Source organism: Streptomyces sp. NBC_00012 (assembly GCF_045040875.1).
Classification (GTDB): Bacteria; Actinomycetota; Actinomycetes; order Streptomycetales; family Streptomycetaceae; genus Streptomyces.
The window spans coordinates 7,833,365-7,852,178 of the sequence record NZ_CP108309.1 but is presented as its reverse complement, the minus strand read 5'-3'; the positions used below and the strand labels follow the sequence as shown (position 1 = coordinate 7,852,178).

At 69.0% G+C, this 18,814-nt stretch carries 11 protein-coding genes and 1 pseudogene; 5 read left to right on the top strand and 7 right to left on the bottom strand.

Annotation, left to right across the window (positions count from 1 at the left end):
* Nucleotides 1–7: 7 nt before the first annotated feature.
* Nucleotides 8–4,090 (top strand): annotated as a pseudogene (locus tag OHA19_RS35575) (type I polyketide synthase); the annotation flags it as partial.
* A 67-nt stretch (nt 4,091–4,157) separates the two neighbouring features.
* Here OHA19_RS35575 and OHA19_RS35570 read toward each other — a convergent pair.
* The 4 genes from OHA19_RS35570 to OHA19_RS35555 are packed head-to-tail and all read right to left on the bottom strand — an operon-like array spanning nt 4,158 to nt 8,542.
* A complete protein-coding gene (locus OHA19_RS35570; RefSeq protein ID WP_405709594.1) occupies nt 4,158–5,594 on the bottom strand; it encodes an FAD-dependent monooxygenase in 1,437 nt (478 codons plus the stop codon).
* A gap of 25 nt (nt 5,595–5,619) precedes the next feature.
* The gene (locus tag OHA19_RS35565) at nt 5,620–7,086 is read right to left on the bottom strand and encodes an FAD-dependent monooxygenase (RefSeq protein ID WP_405709597.1); all 1,467 of its coding nucleotides are present in this window, start codon (nt 7,084–7,086) and stop codon (nt 5,620–5,622) included.
* Complete coding sequence (locus tag OHA19_RS35560; protein WP_405709599.1) at nt 7,083–7,331, bottom strand: ferredoxin; 249 nt, start codon at nt 7,329–7,331, stop codon at nt 7,083–7,085. The genes OHA19_RS35565 and OHA19_RS35560 overlap by 4 nt, the downstream gene beginning before the upstream one ends.
* On the bottom strand, nt 7,325–8,542 hold the full coding sequence (locus OHA19_RS35555; protein ID WP_405709602.1) for a cytochrome P450: 1,218 nt from the start codon (nt 8,540–8,542) through the stop codon (nt 7,325–7,327). The genes OHA19_RS35560 and OHA19_RS35555 overlap by 7 nt, the downstream gene beginning before the upstream one ends.
* A 229-nt stretch (nt 8,543–8,771) precedes the next feature.
* Here OHA19_RS35555 and OHA19_RS35550 point away from each other — a divergent pair, with 229 nt between their 5' ends.
* A complete protein-coding gene (locus OHA19_RS35550; protein ID WP_405709605.1) occupies nt 8,772–9,974 on the top strand; it encodes a cytochrome P450 in 1,203 nt (400 codons plus the stop codon).
* 25 nt (nt 9,975–9,999) lie between these two features.
* Nucleotides 10,000–10,689: an alpha/beta fold hydrolase gene (locus OHA19_RS35545; RefSeq protein WP_405709608.1), complete on the top strand. Its 690-nt coding sequence runs from the start codon at nt 10,000–10,002 to the stop codon at nt 10,687–10,689.
* Nucleotides 10,690–10,748: 59 nt separating this feature from the next.
* Here OHA19_RS35545 and OHA19_RS35540 read toward each other — a convergent pair whose 3' ends face one another.
* Entirely contained in the window at nt 10,749–11,303 is a 555-nt protein-coding gene (locus tag OHA19_RS35540; protein ID WP_405709611.1) for a TetR/AcrR family transcriptional regulator, read from the bottom strand.
* 14 nt (nt 11,304–11,317) lie between these two features.
* On the opposite strand from OHA19_RS35540, the gene OHA19_RS35535 reads away from it, so the two are divergent.
* Nucleotides 11,318–12,985 (top strand): MDR family MFS transporter, encoded by a 1,668-nt coding sequence (locus tag OHA19_RS35535; protein ID WP_405709613.1) that lies wholly within the window; start codon nt 11,318–11,320, stop codon nt 12,983–12,985.
* A gap of 178 nt (nt 12,986–13,163) precedes the next feature.
* On the top strand, nt 13,164–14,081 hold the full coding sequence (locus OHA19_RS35530) for a BTAD domain-containing putative transcriptional regulator (RefSeq protein WP_405709615.1): 918 nt from the start codon (nt 13,164–13,166) through the stop codon (nt 14,079–14,081).
* Nucleotides 14,082–14,161: 80 nt separating this feature from the next.
* Here OHA19_RS35530 and OHA19_RS35525 read toward each other — a convergent pair whose 3' ends face one another.
* Nucleotides 14,162–16,741, bottom strand: a complete 2,580-nt coding sequence (locus OHA19_RS35525; protein ID WP_405709618.1) for a LuxR C-terminal-related transcriptional regulator — start codon at nt 16,739–16,741, stop codon at nt 14,162–14,164.
* A 745-nt stretch (nt 16,742–17,486) separates the two neighbouring features.
* Nucleotides 17,487–18,800 carry a PLP-dependent aminotransferase family protein gene (locus tag OHA19_RS35520; RefSeq protein ID WP_405709621.1) on the bottom strand — a complete coding sequence of 438 codons (1,314 nt, stop codon included), beginning with the start codon at nt 18,798–18,800 and terminating at the stop codon, nt 17,487–17,489.
* Nucleotides 18,801–18,814 lie beyond the last annotated feature (14 nt).

Here is an 18,814-nt window from a genome sequence, read left to right as displayed (position 1 = left end):
AGAGAAGCTGCTGGACTATCTCAAGTGGACGACGGCAGACCTGAAGGAGACCAGACAGCAGCTGGCCGACCTGCAGGCAGGGCTGTGCGAGCCGATCGCCGTGGTCGGCATGGCCTGCCGTTACCCCGGGGCCGTCGAGACGCCGGAGGCGCTGTGGGACGTCGTCGCGGACGGCACCGAGACGATCAGCGAGTTCCCCTCCGACCGGGGCTGGGACACCGACGCCCTTTACCATCCCGACCCCGAGCACCAGGGCACGTCCTACACCCGTAGTGGCGGATTCCTGCACAACGCCGCTGACTTCGACGCCGAGTTCTTCGGCATCAGTCCGCGTGAAGCAGCCTCCATCGACCCGCAGCAACGCATCCTGCTGGAGGTCAGCTGGCAGGCCCTGGAACATGCCGGGATCGACCCCACGACACTGCAGGGCACAGCGACCGGCGTCTGCACCGGGCTGATGTACGGGGACTACGCCTTGCGCCTGGGCAAGGCGCCGGACGGCTTCGAAGGGCTGCTGGGCAACGGCAGCGCGGGCAGCATCGCGTCGGGCCGGGTGGCCTACTCCTTCGGGTTCCAGGGCCCTGCCATCACCGTCGACACCGCCTGCTCGTCGTCGCTCGTCGCCATCCACCTCGCCGTCCAGGCCTTGCGCCGGGGCGAGTGCACGCTGGCCCTTGCGGGCGGTGCGACGGTCATGTCGACACCGTCGCTGTTCGTGGACTTCAGCAGGCAGCGGGGCCTGTCGCCGGACGGCCGGTGCCGGTCGTTCGCGGCCGCCGCCGACGGCACCGGCTTCTCCGAAGGCGCCGGGATCCTCCTTCTGGAACGGCTCTCGGACGCCCGGCGCAACGGGCGCCGGATCCTCGGTCTCATCCGGGGCAGCGCCGTCAATCAGGACGGCGCGAGCAACGGACTCACCGCACCCAACGGACCGGCACAGCAGCGCGTGATCGCCGACGCGCTCGGCAACGCCGGGCTCACCGCCCAGCAGATCGACGCGGTCGAGGGACACGGCACGGGCACCACGCTCGGGGACCCCATCGAGGCACACGCGCTTCAGGAGGCGTACGGCCGGCACCGGGCGACTCCGTTGTGGCTGGGGTCGGTCAAGTCCAACATCGGCCACACCCAGGCCGCGGCGGGCGTCGCCGGCGTCATCAAGATGATCATGGCGATGCGGCACGGGGTCCTGCCCAAGACCCTGCACGTCGACGAGCCCACCCCGCACCTGGACTGGCAAGCCGGCTCGGTGCGGTTGCTGACCGAACCGCGCCCCTGGGACGTCTCCGACGGACAGCCGCGGCGCGCCGGCGTGTCGTCGTTCGGGATCAGCGGGACGAACGCGCACATCATCCTGGAGGAGGCCGTCGAGCCGCCGCAGCCCCCCGGCGGCGAGCCCGTCCCGTTGGTGCTGTCCGCGCGAAGCGGCGAGGCACTCCGGTCCTACGCCGGCCGGCTGGCCGTCTGCGCCGGCACCGACCCGGCAGCCGTCGCCCGGACCCTGGCCGACCGGGCCACATTCCGTCATCGCGCCTTCGTCACCGACCTCGTCTCGGCACGGCCCGCCCTGGAGGCACTGGCCCAGGGCCTGCCGCACGCGGGCCTCGTCACAGGGACCGCGGTCGCGGGCAGGACCGCGCTGGTCTTCTCCGGACAGGGCAGCCAGCGCACCGGGATGGGCCGGGAACTGTACGACCGGTACCCGGCGTTCGCCCTCAAGCTCGACGAGACCTGCGCCCACTTCGAGCTGCCGCTGAAGAAGGTCATGCTCGGCGACGACGCCGATGAGCTGGACCGGACGCAGTACGCCCAGGCAGCGCTGTTCGCCTTCCAGACCGCGCTGTACTCGTTGCTGCGTTCCATGGGCGTGGTGCCGGACATCCTCATAGGCCACTCGATCGGCGAGCTCACGGCCGCACACGCGGCAGGTGTGCTGTCCCTGGCCGACGCCTGCGCGCTGGTCGCCGCGCGCGGCAGGCTCATGCAGCAGCTGCCCCCCGGTGGCGCGATGATGTCCCTGCCTCTGCCGGAGGAGGCCGTCCGGCCGCTGCTCACCCCGGGCGTGGACATCGCGGCGGTCAACGGCCCGGAATCCACCGTGATCTCCGGTGACGAGGACGAGGTGCTGGCCCTGGCCGAGTCGTGCGGGCGACCGGGCCGCAGACCCAGGAGGCTCCGGGTCAGCCACGCGTTCCATTCCGCGCACATGGAACCGATGCTCGACGCGTTCCGTGCCGTGGCCGAGAGCCTGACCTACGCACCGCCCGCGATACCGGTCGTGTCCAATGTGACCGGCGCCCTGGCCACGGGCCTCGACTCGGCCGACTACTGGGTCCGGCATGTGCGTGAGCCGGTCCGGTTCCACGACGGGATCCGGTATCTCGATGGGGCGGGTGTCACCAAGTACCTTGAGATCGGACCGGACGGCCAGCTCACCCCGCTGATCCAGCAGGCCGTACCGGAGGCGGTCTGCATCGCCGCACTCCACCGCCGTCGCCCGGAGGTCCCGTCCCTGGCCCGCGCCATCGGAGAGGCCCACGTGCACGGCGTCCCCGTGTCGTTCGGCGCCGTCGGCGGCCCGCGCGCCGAACTGCCCACCTATCCCTTCCAGCGCAAGCGGTACTGGCTCGACCGGACCGCGGTGACCGGACCGGCCGCCGATGGGGAGGACGGTCGGTTCTGGGCGGCCGTGGACCGTCAGGACGGCGAGCAGCTGGCCAGGATGCTCGGCGGCACCGGGCTTCCCGAGGACGCACTGGCCGCGCTCGCGGAGTGGCGACGACGCAAGCAGTGCTGGTACCGGCTTTCGTGGCGGCGTCTCCCCGACACTCCGCAGGCCCGGCTGAGCGGCGGCTGGCTGGTGGTCAGTGGCCCCGACGACGAGTCCGGCGAGCTGGTCGAGACCCTGAACCGGCACGGTGCCGGCGCGGTGGTCGTCGAGACCACGGACGACCACGAGGAACTCATTCGCCGTATGAAGCCCACCGGCCAGGTCGCAGGAGTCATCGCACTCCCCGGCGCGGACATGGGCGAGGTGGCCGACGCACTCGGCGCGCTCGACATCTCGCCCACGCTGTGGCGGCTCACCCGCTCCGCGGTATCGGCCACCGGCTCCGACCCGGTCACGGCGCACGGGCAGGCCGCGCTCTGGGCCGATCCCGACAGCCGATTCGTGGACTTGCCCACTCACCTCGCCGGCCTGGGCGCACGGCTCGCCGGAGTGCTGAGCGGTGACGAACGCCGTGTGGCCGTCCGCGCCTCGGGCGCCTACGCACAACGGCTGGTCCGCGCGACCCCCGCCGCTCCGCGCCGCACCTGGACTCCGACCGGGACCGTCCTGGTGAGCGGGCATGCTCCGGCGCTCACCGAGTGGCTGGCCGGCCTCGGCGCGGACGTCACAGGCGATACGGCAGACCCATCGGCGACCGCCGTGTTCCATGCCGGCGACACACGCACGGCGTGGCAGTTGCACGAGCGCACCCTCGACCGCAATCTGACGGCGTTCGTCCTGGTGGCCCCGTTGTCCGAGCCGGACCACGTCCTGGCGAACGACGCACTGGCACGCCACCGCCGCTCGCTCGGTCTGCCGGCCACGGCCATCGCCTGCAACCCGTCGGCGGGGCAACCGCAATGGCCCGGCGCCCGCTCGTTGTCCACCGGAACGGCGGTCGCGGCACTGCGGCGGACGCTCGAGAACGACGAGGTCTCGGTCGTGTTCGCCGACGTGGACTGGGACGCGGCCGGAGCGGAGCATCCCGTGTTCTCCGGCCTCACCGGGAGCCGAGCGGCGAACGGGACCTCAGTGCTGCTGACCCGTCTCGCCGAACTGCCCGAGGCGGAGCGGGAGGCCGCGTTGCTCGATGCGATCCGCACACACACGTCCGATGTGCTCGGCCACGACTCCACGCATGTCATCGGTCCGGACGACAGTTTCCTGGAGGCCGGTGTCAACTCACTGGCCGCGCTGGAGCTGCGGAACAGACTGTGCGATTTGACCGGTCTGCCCCTGCCGCCCGTGGTGATCTTCGACATGCCCACTCCGCGGGCCCTGGTCGCCTTCCTCCAGACCGAACTGGCCCGTACCGAGTGAGCCATGGGGCGTTGACAACGCATGAGGCCCGCGATCCCTGGGGATCGCGGGCCTCATGCGTTGTGGGTCAGGCGACGGGCTCGCCGAACCAGGTCCGCAGCGCGCCGTGCAGGCCGGGCACGTCCGGCTCGGCGGCGTCCGCCCACACCACGTAGCCGTCGGGCCGGACCAGCACCCTGGTGGCGTCGACGGCCGCCACCGGGGGCGCGGAGACGGGGGTGACCCGCTCCGTCCACCCGGCCAGGTCCTCCGTCGGCGACGAGCCGGTGAAGTCGATGAGTACACCCCGGCCTGCTCGCAGCGCGCCGTCGTCCGCCCCGCTGTCCGGGAGCCGGCGGCCCAGCAGCGGGTGCTCGCCCGGGTAGGGGACCGGATACTGCAGGCCGAGTGCGGAGATCAACCCCACGACGTACTGGCTGACCTCCTCGTACCGCAACAGCTCGGCCAGCAGCTCGCGAAGCGGGCCCACCTGCTCCAGCGGGTGCAGCAGCGCGACCTGGGCGAGGGTGTTCCTGCACAGCCACTCGCCGACCGGGTGCCGCTCCTCGTGGTAGGTGTCGAGCAGTCCGGGCGGCGCCCAGCCGAGTACAGCGGCGGCCAGCTTCCAGCCGAGGTTCACCGCGTCCTGGACGCCCGTATTGAGGCCCTGGCCGCCGAACGGCATGTGCACGTGCGCCGCGTCGCCGGCCAGGAACACCCTGCCCTTGCGGTAGTCGGCGGCCAGCAGGGTCGCACCGCCGAACCGGGACAGTATGTTCTGTTCACCGAACTTCAGATCGACGCCCGCGACCCGCAACGCGCTGTCCCTGAACTCCTCCGTCGTGACCGGCGGGTCGCCCTCGGGCGGGCGGGCGCCGAACTCCAGCACGGTCGCCCGGTGCACGCCCGGGGCCACCGGCAGGTGCGCGTACATACCGGTCGGATGCAGATCGGGCCCTACCCGGTCGCCCTCCCGGTCGATCAGCGACGCGTCACCGGTGAGCCCGTTGAACGTGAACGGCGCCTCACCACCCACGAATTCGATCTCGGCGAGCTTGCGCGTGGTGCTGCCGCCGCCGTCGCACCCCACCAGATAGACGCCGCGCAGACTGTACTCCCCGCTCGGGGAGCCGACGGTCACTGTCACACCCGTCTCGTCCTGCGCGAGGCCGGTCAGCCGGTGCTCGCGGCGGACGTCCACGCCGAGTTCGACGGCGCGCTCCGCCAGCCGGTCCTCGACCTCGCGCTGCGGCACCAGCAGGGCCACCTGGTCGTCGTCGACGATCCCGATGAGTTCGACCAGGCCGAAATTGTAGGTCGGCACCCGAGTGCGTCCCTCGAACCAGTTCAGCCCGCGCTGTCGGAACGCCTCCACAGAACGGGCCTGGAGGGTCATCGACCGCGACCACTCCGGTGGCACGGCGAGCCGCTCGAGGACCACGCTTTCGACGCCGGCCAGGCCCAGCTCGCAGGCGAGCATCAGTCCGGTCGGCCCACCGCCGACGATGATGACTGGATCGGACATGAGTCTCCTTCGTTGCTGGACAGGATCAGTCGGCCGGTGCGCCGAACCAGTGGCACAGTGCGGCGCGGAGCCCGTCGGTGTCCTCGCCGCCGGGGTCGGCGTATCCGACGTAGCCGTCCGGACGGACCACGACCACGGCCGCGCCGACCGGTTCCACCGGCTTGGCACTCACCACGTCCACCCGGGACGCCCAGCCCGCGGCCACGCCGACGTCCGCGGTACCGCCGGACAGGTCGAGCACGACCCCACGCCCACCGGCCAGCGTGGCCGCCACGCTCGTCGATCCGGCCGCGGTGACCAGCTCCACCTGGGGGCACACCTCTCCGACCAGGGGATGGCTGTCCTGCGCGGGCATCGGATAACGGAACGCGGTGGTCATCTCCAGCAGATGACGATTGACCACTCCGAGCTTGAGCAGCTCGCCGAAGAACTCCCGGAGCGCCTGAATCCGGTCCATCGGGTACACCAGCGCGAGCTGTGCGCGAGCGTGCAGACAGACCCGCTCGCCGACCGGGCGGCGTTCGCTCTCGTAGCTGTCCAGCAGCCCCGGCGGGGCCCACCCGTTGATGTGCGCCGCAAGCTTCCAACCGAGGTTGACCGCGTCCTGGATGCCGGTGTTCAAGCCCGGTGTGCCGGACACGAACAGCACGTGCGCCGCGTCACCGGCGAGGAACACCCGGCCCTCGCGATAGCGGTCGGCCAGCCGGGTGTGGTTGCCGAATCGGACCGCCCAGTGCGGCGAGTGCGCCAGACGGGGCCGTTTTCCGGTCACACGTTCGACGCTCGCCAGGACCTCGCCGGGGTCTACCTCGCCCACCGGGCCGGGCCGCTCCCGGTCGAACTCGACGGTCATCAGACGAACGGTTCCCGCCTCGATCGGAATCGCGGCGAACATCCCGGCCGGGTGCAGGCCGGAATCGAACTGTGTGAACTCCTCGCTGTCCAGCTCCACATCGGCGATCGTGCCGTAGTAGGGGATACCTTGGGCGGGAAAGCCGACGCCGGTCAGCTCGCGCACCCGGCTGTCCTCCCCGTCACAGCCCACGACGTACCGGGCGCGAAGGTCGTAGGCGCCGTCCGTCCCGCTCACGCGCAGGTCCACGCCGTTCTCGTCCTGGCGCAGGCTCTGCACCTCGTGTCCTCGGCGGATCTCCACTCCGAGTTCCACCGCGCGTTCGGCCAGCAGCTGTTCGGTGCGCCATTGCGGGAAGACGAACATCGAGTTGTCCTCGCCGGCCGCGGACAAGTCCAGCCAGAACAGCGCAAACGGAGTACGCGGCCAGGGGAACATCTGCCCGTCCGGGATGCGCTCGGCCAGACCCCGGCTGGCCAGCGTGGCCAGGGTACGGGCGTGGATGCCCATGCCCTGGGACCGTTCGGCGGGCTGTCGGCGCCGTTCCAGCACCATGGTCCTGACACCGGCGAGCCCCAGTTCACAGGCGAGCATCAGTCCGGTCGGCCCGCCGCCGACGACAACCACCTGCTCCGTCATGACACCTCGTCGAGCTGGATCGCCCGGGTCGGACACATCGCCGCCGCCCTTCTCGCCGTGTCTCGCAGGATCTCGCCGACTTCGCCGGCCAAAGGCTCGGAGGTGCCGTCGTCGTCGTTCTGTGTGAAGACCTCGGGAGCCATCACGACACACTGGCCCGTAGCCACACAGCGCGTCGCGTCCACCGTCACCCGCATGAAATCCGTGCCGCCCCTCCGTCGTTGCGCGCCCGGCGACGTCACCATGCCACCGGGAGCTCGTACAGCCCGTTCAACAGTCCGTCGTGCTTGAAGGGCAGTTGATCGAATCCGACCGCCAGCCGCAGTGACGGAACGCGCCGGAACAGCGTCCGGTACACGATCTGCAGCTCCAACCGGGCCAGCGGGGCACCGACGCACTGATGGATGCCGTGGCCGAAGGCGAGATGCTGGCCCGTGTCCCGGCCGATGTCCAGGACGTCCGGGTCCGGGTAGACCGTGCTGTCACGGTTCGCGGTGGCGATGCTGATGATCACACCCTCGCCCTGCCGGACCGGGTGACCGTTCACGTCGGCGTCGACCAGTGCGGCCCGCCTGGCCCCCATCTGCGGCACGGTGAGATATCGCAGCAACTCGTCGACGGCGTTGGCGACGACCTTCGGGTCCTCCGTGTCGCGGAGGACCGCGAGCTGTTCCGGATGCTGGAGCAGCGCGACGATACCGAGCGCGATCATGTTCGCGGTGGTCTCGTACCCACCGGACAACAGCAGTTGGGTGAGGCCGACCAGTACCTCCCTGGTGATCTCGCCCTTCTCGAGCCGCTCGACCACCAGCCGCGACAGCAGATCGTCGCCCGGGTTCTCGGCCTTCTCCGTGACCAGTTGGTCCAGCCTGTCCAGCAGTTCCATCATGGCCGCCTTGGCCTGTTCCACCGTGGTGGACCTCATGACGAACGCCGAGGTGGTGCGCTGGAAGAACTCCCGGTCCTCGTAGGGCACACCGAGCAACTCACAGATCACCAGCGACGGTATCGGCAGCGCCAGCTTCTCCACGAGGTCGGTGGGGTTCGGTCCGGCCAGGATGCCGTCGATCAGATCGTCCGTGATCGCCTGGATCCTCTGCCGCATCGACTCCACGCGCCTGACAGTGAACTCCCGGGTCACCATCCGGCGCAGTCGGCCGTGCTCCGGATCGTCCATCCGGCTGATCATCCCCGGGCTGCCCATGATCTGCTTGGTCGCGGGGCTCGGGTGGGGATGACCCGGTTTATCGGTCTCCACACTGAACCGCGGGTCCGCCAGCAGGGCTCGGGCATCGGCGTGCCCGGTCACCAGCCACGGCGCCGCCCCGTCCCACTGCCGCACCCTGGCTATGGGCTGCTCGGCCTGCAATTGCCGGTATCCCGGCGCCGGATCGAAGGGGCAGCCAGTCGCACGCGGCATGGGAAAGGCCGCGGGCTCGGGCTGGGTTTCGGTCATCGTCACCCTCCTGGTTAGCCGTGCGAGTGGGGAGCGTGCCAAGGCCGCCTAAATCCAGGCTTGGTGGCCGGCCAAGGCCCTCTTTGGCGCGCGCTTAGCCAGGACCGAGAGGGTTGCGCGCAGTCGGCCGCCCGAGCAACGGCTGGGTTCGGCGCCGTGACCTTCCGAGATCCTGCGGCGTGCGACGGCCTGCGGCGCCAAAAACCGTCCAGAGCGAGGATCCTCGTCCATGTCCGAGACCGAAGACCAGCTCCCTCCGTTCCCCATGCCCCGCACACACCCGCTGCTGCCGCCGCCGGAGTACCAGGGGTTGCGCGAAGGAAAGTGTCCGATACGGGTCCAGTACCCGTGGGGCGAGCAGCCCTGGCTGCTGACCCGTTACGAAGACGTCCGCAGCGCTCTGGCGAGCCCGAAGCTCAGCTCGGACAACGCCAACCCGTCGCTCCCCCGGGTGCACCCGATGCCGCCGGGGCCGAGCACCGTGTCGTTCACGCACATGGACGACCCCGACCACGGCCGGCTGCGTCGCACGGTCACCTCCGAGTTCACCTTCCGCCGGATCGAAGCCATGCGCGAGAAGATTCAGGGCGTGGCCGACCAGCTGGTCGACGAGATGTCGGCCGTCGGCTCACCGGTCGACCTCATCTCCTCGTTCGCCCTGCCCTTCCCGTCACTCGTGATGTGCGACATCCTCGGTGTACCGCCGGACGACCAGGAGTTCTTCCAGGCGCGCAGCCACACCGTGGCAGGCAAGGCCTCGGAGGAGGAGGTCATGCAGGCGTTCGCCGAGCTGTCGCAGTACCTGGACGAGCTGGTGACGGCCAAGGAGAAGCAGCCCACCGACGATCTGATCAGCCGGGTCGCCACCAAGTACGTGCGGAATGAAGGAAGGATCTCCCATTTCGAACTGGTCGAGATGGTCCGGATCCTCCTGATCGCCGGGCACGAGACCACGGCGAGCATGATCGGCCTCAGTGTGGTGACACTGCTTCAGCATCCCGATCAGTTGCAGGACATGCTGACGGATCCGGCGCTGCTCAGGTCCGCCGTGGACGAGTTGCTCCGCATGCACTCGATCACGATCAGCGGGGTCGTCCGGGCGGCTGTCGAGGACCTCGATGTGGGAGGGCACACCATCAAGGCCGACGACGGTGTCGCGTTCTCCCTGCTTGCGGCCAACTACGACGAGAGGGTCTTCGCGGAGCCGGAGAAGTTCGACATCCGCCGCGACGCACGCCACCACCTGGCCTACGGACACGGTGTGCACCAGTGCATCGGCAGGACTTTGGCCAACGTGGAGTTGGAGATCGCGCTCGGCACGCTCTTCCGCCGGCTGCCGGAGCTGAAGATCGCCGTCCCGTTCGAAGAGATCGCGTTCCGGCCGGACACTCGCTTCATCTACGGCATCGAGACTCTGCCGGTCACGTGGTGACCCCGGCGCACGAAGGGAGAAAAGCGTGAGCGGGCTGCACGTCGAGTACTGGGGCGAGGGCGACCGGATCGCCGTACTGGGCCACATGCAGGCTTCGTCGGCGCGGGCCTGGTGGCGGCTCGGCCCCGCACTGGCCGATGCCGGCTACCGGGTGATCGCCCCGGAGCTGCCCGGGCACGGGCGCAGTCCGCGCATGGCCGAGTACTCGGTCGAGGCATCGACAGAAGCGCTGGTCGAGGCCATCCCATCCGCCCCCGAGCTGGTGATCGCGCACTCCTTCAGCGCCATCCTCGTGGCCAGGGCACTGGATCGCATCAGGCCGTCCCGGGTGGTCTACTCCGACCCGGCCTGGCTGAAAGTGGGCAGCCGGGAGCGGTTCGCGTACTACCGCAACCTCAAGAACTGGACGCTCGACGACGTGCGCGCCGAGGCGCCCGGCTGGGCACCGGAGGGCCACCGGGCCCGGTTCGACTCCATCGCCGACTGGGACGCCGAGGCGATCGAGCAGATCGACGGATACCCCGGTTACGAGCCCGCCCGGCCGACGGTACCCAGCCTGATCGTCACGGCCGACCCGAGCGTGGTGATCCCTGCGGAGCGCGCGGAGCGGCTGCGCGGCATCGGGTTCGAGGTCCGTCCCCTGCCTGGCACGGTACACGTGCTCCACGAGGACGACTTCGCCGGATTCTGGAAGTCCCTGGACGGCTGGGTATAGGGCCGTGCCGATGAGCCCTGACGGCGTTCTCGCCCTCAGGGCTCATCGGTGTGCCCGCGTCACCGCGGCCGCAGGCCGTCGAAGACCAGCGCCAGGGCCTTGTCCTGGACCTCCTCGTCCCAGCCGACCCGCTCGGCGGCCGCGGACACACCGGCCATCAGCGCCGTGAGCTCCTTGACGTCCACGTCTTCGCGGACCGCTCCTGCCTCCTGGGCACGCCGGAGCGGGACTTCGAGTGCGGCCTGGAGCTCCAGTCCCGCTCCCCTCGTCTGCGGTGCGATGTCGATGCCGGCGGCGGCCAGCGCATCGGAGAAGGTCCGCTTGGTACGGGACTGGGTGACCATTCTCGTGAAGAAGGCGAACAACGCCGGGCCCGGGTCCGGCGCCTCGCCCAGCACCGTCGCCTCGGCGACCAGGGAGCTCAGCCGGGCCCGCATGATCGCGGCGATCAGCGTCTCCTTGGTCTGGAAGTGTCGGTAGACCGTGCCGACACCGACGCCTGCCTGTTGGGCGATCTTCTCCATCTTCGCGGCCACTCCGTCGCGCGCGAGCACGATCTCGGCGGCCTCCAGGACACGTTGCCTGTTGCGGCGGGCATCCGCGCGCAACGGCACTTCCACAGGTTCACTTGACAACCGGATTTTCCATTCCGTATCGTTTCGGAATCACGGTTCCGATTATAACCAGCCCGAGGGAATCGCACAGCATGAGTGATACGCAATCTTCCGAGACCACCATGCCCGCCGGCGCGCTCCGGCTGGTGTTCAGCGGCATCCTGATCTGCCTCTTTCTCAGCACGCTGGATCAGACGATCGTGGCCACCGGCCTGTACCGGATCATCGGCGACATCGGTCAGCAGTCCGGCGGGTTAGGCGAGGCCTCCTGGATCATCACCGCCTATCTGCTCGCGTCGATCGCCTCGACGCCGCTGTACGGCAAGATCTCGGACATCTACGGACGCAAGCCGGTCTACCTGTTCTCCATCGCCGTCTTCACGCTCGGTTCGGTGCTCTGCGGCTTCGCCCAGGACCTCCCGCAGCTGATCGCTCTGCGCGCCCTGCAGGGCATCGGCGCAGGGGGACTCCAGTCGCTGGCGTTCGTGATCGTCGGAGATGTGGTGGCGCCTCGCGAACGGGCCCGCTACCAGACCCTGTTCTTCGCCGTGTTCACCGTCGGCGGTATCGCCGGGCCGCTGATCGGCGGCGCCTTCGTCGACGCGGGGACGATCCTCGGGGCCGAGGGCTGGCGCTGGATCTTCTTTGCCAACATCCCGTTCAGCGCGGGTGCCCTCGCCCTGATCGGCCTGTTCATGCGGCTGCCCAAGCCGGGCGTCAAACACAAGATCGACTTCGTGGGTGCGGTGCTGTCCGTGGCCGGAGTGGTGAGCCTGCTGCTCGTCACCGCCTGGGGCGGACGGGAGTACGCCTGGGGTTCGGCGACGATCCTCGGGCTGGCATCGGCCGGCGTGGTGCTGCTCGCCGTGTTCGTCTGGTGGGAGCGCCGCACGCCCGAGCCGATCCTGCCGCCCCATCTGTTCCGCAACTCCATCTTCACCGTGTCCTCAGCACTGGCCCTCATCATGGGCGTGACCAGCACCGGCGTCCTGGCCTTCCTCGCGCTCTACCTGGAGGGAGCCCGAGACACCTCGCCCACCGCGGCCGGTCTGGGCCTGCTGCCGCTGATGCTCGGCCTTCTGTTCAGCTCGTTCTTCTCCGCCCGGCTCATCGCCAGGACCGGCCGCTATCGGCTCTACCCGATCATCGGGTTCGCCGTGTCGGGCATCGGCATGCTGCTGCTGTCGCAGCTCGACGAGAACACCTCGGACGTGCTGCGAGCGCTGTACCTCGCGGTGGTCGGTGTCGGCATGGGCTTCGGTGTCCAAGTACTCACCGTCGCAGTACAGAACTCCGTGGAACGCAAGGACATGGGCGTGGCCACCGCGGCCAATCCGTTCTTCCGCGCGATGGGCGGTTCCTTCGGCACCGCGCTGTTCGGCGCGATCCTGACGTCCACACTGATCAGCACGCTGACCGACAGCCTGCACGGCCGGCCCCTGCCTGGCGGCGAGCCCCTGTCGTCCATCCCCTCCGTCACCCAGGTGCACACCTGGCCCACCGCGACCCAGGACGCCTTCAAGCACGCGCTCAGCGAGGGTTGGTCGCAGGTTTGCCTGGTGGCCGCCGGGTTCCTGGCGGCCGGTTTCATCCTGAGCTTCTTCCTCAAGGAAGTCGAGCTCGCCGGCGCCCCGGCGCCCAAGCCGCAGCAACAGCGTGAGAACACAGCCGCCGAGGCCTAGATTCAGCCATCCCATTGGCCGGTGGGCGTTCACTCCTTGCAAGAGCGAACGCCCACCGGCCAATACGGCCACCCGCTCATTCGCAATGCGACACATTTTCCCGGCAGGATTCACCTGCCAGGTGACCAAAACGGTGTCACCAGCAGTCCCCGATAGATCAGATACGTAATTTTACATATTGCCCGCCACCACTCCCCCTGCGAAGCTGGATCAGGCCATTAATGCAGACAACGGCGTCGCGGAGGCCACATCCGGATCCGCCCATCAATGGGGGAAATTGGTGCGCTACGAAATCTTGGGGCAATTCCGCATAGTCGACGCGAGAGGAAGTCACTCACTCAATTCTCGACGGCTGGAGGTGCTGCTCGCGACACTGGTCATCATGCCGGGCAGGGTCATATCGATGGACCAGCTGATCGACGAGCTCTGGCCGAACAACCCTCCGCGACGGGCCGTCGCCTCACTGCATGTGTACATCTCACAGCTCCGCAAGCTCCTGGCCAAATCGGGGCGACCAAACTCAATCCATACCAGGGCGCCTGGGTACATGTTCGAGTCCAGCGACATGGAAACCGACTTGGACGAATTCCAGGACCTGATGAAACAGGGCCGAGACCATATCGAGCAAGAACAGCACGTAGCGGCTGTCACCTGTTTTCAGTCTGCCCTTCGCCTGTGGCGCGGAACAGCGCTGAGCGAAATGCGCGAGGGCCCCATAGTCGGATCTTTCGGCGCCTGGCTCGACCAGCTGCGACTGGAGTGCATAGAAAAGCTGATTGCATCCAGCCTCAAGCTGGAAAGACACGGCGAGGTGGCCCCGTTTCTGTATTCGTTGCTGGCCGAACATCCCCTTCATGAAACGTTTTACCAGCAGCTCATGACGGCCCTGTACCGCTCCGGCCGACGGGCCGAGGCTCTGAAGGTGTACCAGACAGCTCGCACCACGCTGAGGACTGAGCTGGGGCTCGAACCGTGCCGGGCGCTGCGCGAGCTGCAGCACTCAATCCTGACGACGGAGGAGACAGCGGGACCGGACAGCCTGGACCTCCTGATGCTGCCGTCGAGCGGGCTCAACGCGGCGGCCATGCATCGTTGAGCCGCCCAGAGCACGCGGGCCGTATGCGCCGGTCGCGGATACGGCCCGACCGGCATCCGGCCGGCCCCGTCTCCTGCGGATCACGGCAGATTCAACTCCATCTCGGCAATCAGCCGGACCAGGGCAGCGCGCGAGGAAACGTTGAGCTTGCGGTATATCCGGCCCAGGTGCAGGTCCACCGTACGCGGGCTCAGCACCAGCTCATCGGCGATGCGCCGGGTCCGTTTCCCGGAGCCGGCGTGCAGCGCTATCTCCCGCTCCCGGTCGGTCAGCACCGCCAGTGTCCCTGCGTCCGCAGGAGACCCGGACAGCTGTTCTTCCCACTCCTCGGCCCTGTCGATCAGCCAGTGTGCGTCATGCCTGCGTGCGGTCTCCTTGGCAGTGTCCAGCAGCGCCGTCGCCTCGGCCACAGTGCCGTTCCGAGCGAGGCAGCCCGCGGCCAGCACCAGCATCCGCGCCTCCTCGCAGCCAATCCCCAGCGCCCGGAACGCTCCGGCCGCCTCCTGGTACAGCGCCGCGGCCCGAACGTGGTCGTCCGCCGCCCTGGCAGCGTGTGCCCGTGCTCCTATGACGTATCCCCGCTGCGTCGGCAGGCCGGACTGCGCGCGGTCGGCCCGGTCCGCCCACTGGCCTGCCCGTGGATCGTTCATGTCCGCGTACATCGCGGCGAACATCTCGAAACTGGATATCCGGCCGAACCTGCTGTCCGCCAGTGGTTCCTTGCCGCCGGTCATTTCGATCAGCCGCGTGAGCGACCACCGGGTCGCGGAGCGCCCGAACCACATCGCCCGGGCGAGTGCGCTGCCGATCCCACCGGGACACCAGGAGGGGGTGCTCCACGCGACGGCCGCCGCCGTCTTGGCCAGCTTCAGCGGTTCCCCCGCGTCGCCAGGCAAGGCCCACACAGCGCTGAGCGACTGCTCCGCCGTCGCGATGGCGTACAGCTGCTGTGACCCGATGCGCTCGGCGGTCTTCCCGGCCTCCTCGGCCATCCGCCATGCCCTGGTCACCGATCCCACATGCCTGTTCAGCTGGCTCAGGGCCGCGAGGAAGACGGGCAGCACGTGGACATGGCCGGCCTTCCGCGCGATCCGCAGACCTCGGGTGAGGTGCCGGTCCGCGGCAGCGAACCGGCCGAGGGCGGACTCCGCCCAGCCGATCACGGCCAGGTACTCGATGCTGCGGGTGGCGCTCAGGTCGTCCAGCGCGTCGAACGTCGCCGCGGACTCGGCGAGGGTCCGTGCCGCGACGGCGACGTCAGCCGTGCCGAGCCCACTGATCACCCGCAGCGCCGACAGGCCGGCCAGTTCGACATCGGCGCCCTGCCCCTGCGCGAGCTCGATGGCCTGGTCGACCCGCTGGTCCGCGCCCGGACATCCCGACAGCACGTCTACGAACGCGAGCGCGACAGCGATCCGGAGCCTTCCCGGCGTGTCCGGTGTGAGGTTCGCGAGATTGGTGACCAGCAGGGCCCGCGCTTCCGCGTGGTTGCCCAGCATCAGGCTGGCCGAGGAGCACGCCGCGACAGCGGTGCAGCGTAACTCCGCGGGCATCACCGTTGCATGGTCGAGAATCTCGTGGAACTTGTCGCGGGCGGCCACCAGCTCGCCCGAGCAGACCAGGGCCTGGCCCAGCAGGACAGTCGTCTTCACACGTACGGCGTGCCATGGCTCCTCGTCCGGCATGGCCTGCAGCGCGCGCCGCAACCAGCGGGCCGCGACGACCGGATCCGACCACATCTGTTGGGTCGCACCGCGGACCAGCAGCGCCACCTCCTCCTCATCCGGAAAGGTGAGGCTGCGTTCGATGTGCTCGGCCTGGTCCCGCGCGGGTGCGCGGCGCGCGACGAGCACCGCGAGCGCCCTCCGGTGGGCGGCGGCGCGCCAGGACGACTCGATGGCCCCGTACAACAGTTCGGCGAGCACCGGATGGCGCAGCCCCAGCCAGCCACCTGTACCTGTCGGCCGCAGCAGTTCTGCGCGCATCAGTCTGCTCACCGCATGCGTCACGTCCGCCGGAGACAGATCAGCGACCGCCATGACCGCGTCCAGGTCCGCATGCTCGCCCAGCAGGGCCACGGACCAGGCAACGGTCAGATCCGGCTGTGGCAGGGAGGCCAACTCGCTGAGAGCCAGCGCCACAACGTGCTCCGGCACAGTCCCCTGCGACCGGTCCGGACCGTGCATCCGGGCGAGGAGCAATAAGTAGAGCGGGACGCCTGAGGCCCGATCGTGCACTTCACGCACCCAGTCGTCGCCCGGGTCGGAACCGAGCAGTTGCGCGGACTCGGACAGGGACAGCGGCCCCAGTTCGATGGTGCCCGCCACACTCCGCTCGACGCCCTGGGCCAACGCGCTGCGCAGCCGGGACGAGGCCTGCCGGGGGCGGTGCGCGATCACCACCAGCATCGGCGCCGGCCAGGGCCGGTGCACCAGGAACTCGACCAGGTCCAGGACGCCGTCCTCGGCCCGGTGAGCGTCGTCGATGAGCACCACGCGGGTGCCGGCCTCGGCACACCGGTCCAGGAACGACCGCGCCGTCTGCGGGCTCTCCGCGCACAGGCCGTTGAGGATTCTCAAGCCACGTCTGTTCGCCTCGGCGGCAAGCTCGGCAAGCAGGTGTGTCTTGCCCGAGCCGGGCTCGCCCACCAGCTCGATCACTGTGCCCTTTCCATCCTCCAGGTCACCGATCGCTGCCAGTATTCGTTCATATTGCGAGACCCGCGCGCGCACCCATTACCCCCCGTGCTGTACCAACCGTTCAACGATTGGCTAGAACTGTCGCGTTGAGCGTCGGTCAGGCACCGGCGGCCTCCTGGCACTCAGCGGGGAAACTGGTGTCACATGCCGGGGCACCAACCCCGGGCCGATTCATCGGCGACGACACCACCGAGCAAAGGCAACCTCCCCACCTCGCGCTTCAGGCGCGGGCCTGCCCTTGACCATACGCGCTGCTATGGCCACGGCTCCCTCGGCTTGCCAAGTCTTTACGGAGCATGGGCCTTCCCCCGAGACCGGAAGGTTGACAAACTCGCTGGTCACGCAAGTGCGTTGAAGAGGCTCAGGCGTGGCGCAACGGGGCTCGTCGGCTCTCTCGGGACTGCAGGTCTTGAGGATCTGAGAACGGGCATCCCACGGTCATGAAGCACTGTCGGACAGGTGACGGACGCTCCCGAGGCACTTCCGTCGGTTTCGACGGCGCGGCGGTCACTGCGGATGGCCGGGAGCGCCGGGAGCGCCGGGAGCGCCGGGAGCAGGATCTCGTCCTCCATGCGGGCGAAGTCAGCGCCGTTCGGGATCGTGCTCGCCCCCGCCCGACCCGCGCCCGCTTCCCTGGCTCGGCACTCCCGCGTCCCACCCGGAGGAATGGCTGCTCCCGCCCAGGGCTCGCTCGTCGGCCGATCGGTCAGAGCGGGGGCTTGTCGGCCAGGTCATCGATCAGGGAACGCAGTCTGTCCAGCCCGGCGTCGATCTGCTCCGTATCGACCGCGCTCACGCACAGCCGCAATTGATTCTCTCCTCCGCTCCCCTGGTAGAAGTGACTCATAGGTGTCCACAGCAGCCGGTGTTCGCGAGCCGAATACTCGAGCGCCGCGTTGTCGGCCCGGAACGGAACGGTGACCACGACGAAGAATCCACCGCTCGGCCGGGTCCAGGAGACCCCGGGGCGTTCACCGAATCGCTCCTGCAGGCCGGTCAGCAGCCGGTCGAGATTGCGGCTGTATCCGGCGACGGTGCCGGCGTTGGCTTTCAGCAGGCTGCAGTCGCTCTCCAGCAGCTTGCCGCCGACGAGGGCCTGGGCCATGGGAGAGGTGTTCACCGTCAGCATGCTCTTGATCTTGGCGAGTTCGTCGGCCAGCAGAGAGCGACCGGTACCGGAGGAGCGGACGGTCTGGTCGGCCACTGCGTAGCCGACGCGCGCACCGGGGAATCCGGTTTTCGCCAGTGATCCCAGGTACACCACCTGCCCTGTGGCATCCAGGGCCTTGAGCGTGGGCAGGCGCTCGCCACCGTCCGCCCGGAAGAGCCCGTAGGGGTTGTCCTCCAGGAGGAGCAGACCGAGTTCCCGGGCAGTCGCCAGCAGATCGTGCCGGGCCTGCAGAGGCATGGTCAAGCCCGATGGGTTGGCGAAGTCCGGAACCAGGTACAGCGCCCGCGGGCGCAGGCCCGCGGCCCGAGCCGCCCGTACCTGTGCCACGAGATCGTCCAGAAGCACACCGTCCGTGCCCTCGCTCACGGGCAGCAGTTTCATGTCGACGAGTTGTGCCGCTCCGGCGATCCCCACATACGTGGGCGACACGGCCAGCAGGACGTCCCGCTCGTCACGGCGCAGGGCCCGCAGCGTGAGGAACATCGCCTCCTGGCATCCGACGGTGACGACGACCGCCTCCGGGTCGACATCGATCCCTTCGTCCAACCGGAGGTTGGCGGCGATCAGTTCGTGGATGACGCCCTTGGTCCTGCCGTACTGGAAGACGGTTCGCCGGACCTCGCTCTCCGTGGCGCCCTTCTCCTCGCGCAGATACCGGCAGAAGGTCTCCAGGTGGCGCGGAAGGTCGGCCAGGTCGAAGAATTCCTCGGTGGGGCGGCCCGCGGCCAGTGACAAGGCCTCGGGAAAGCGTTCGGCGACCTGGTTCAGAAAGTTCATCGCCTCCATCGCCGGATCGGCGAGGGAGGCGTGAAGTTCCGACAGGTGGAGCTCGTCCGGATGTGAGGTCACCTGTGTTCCTCCAG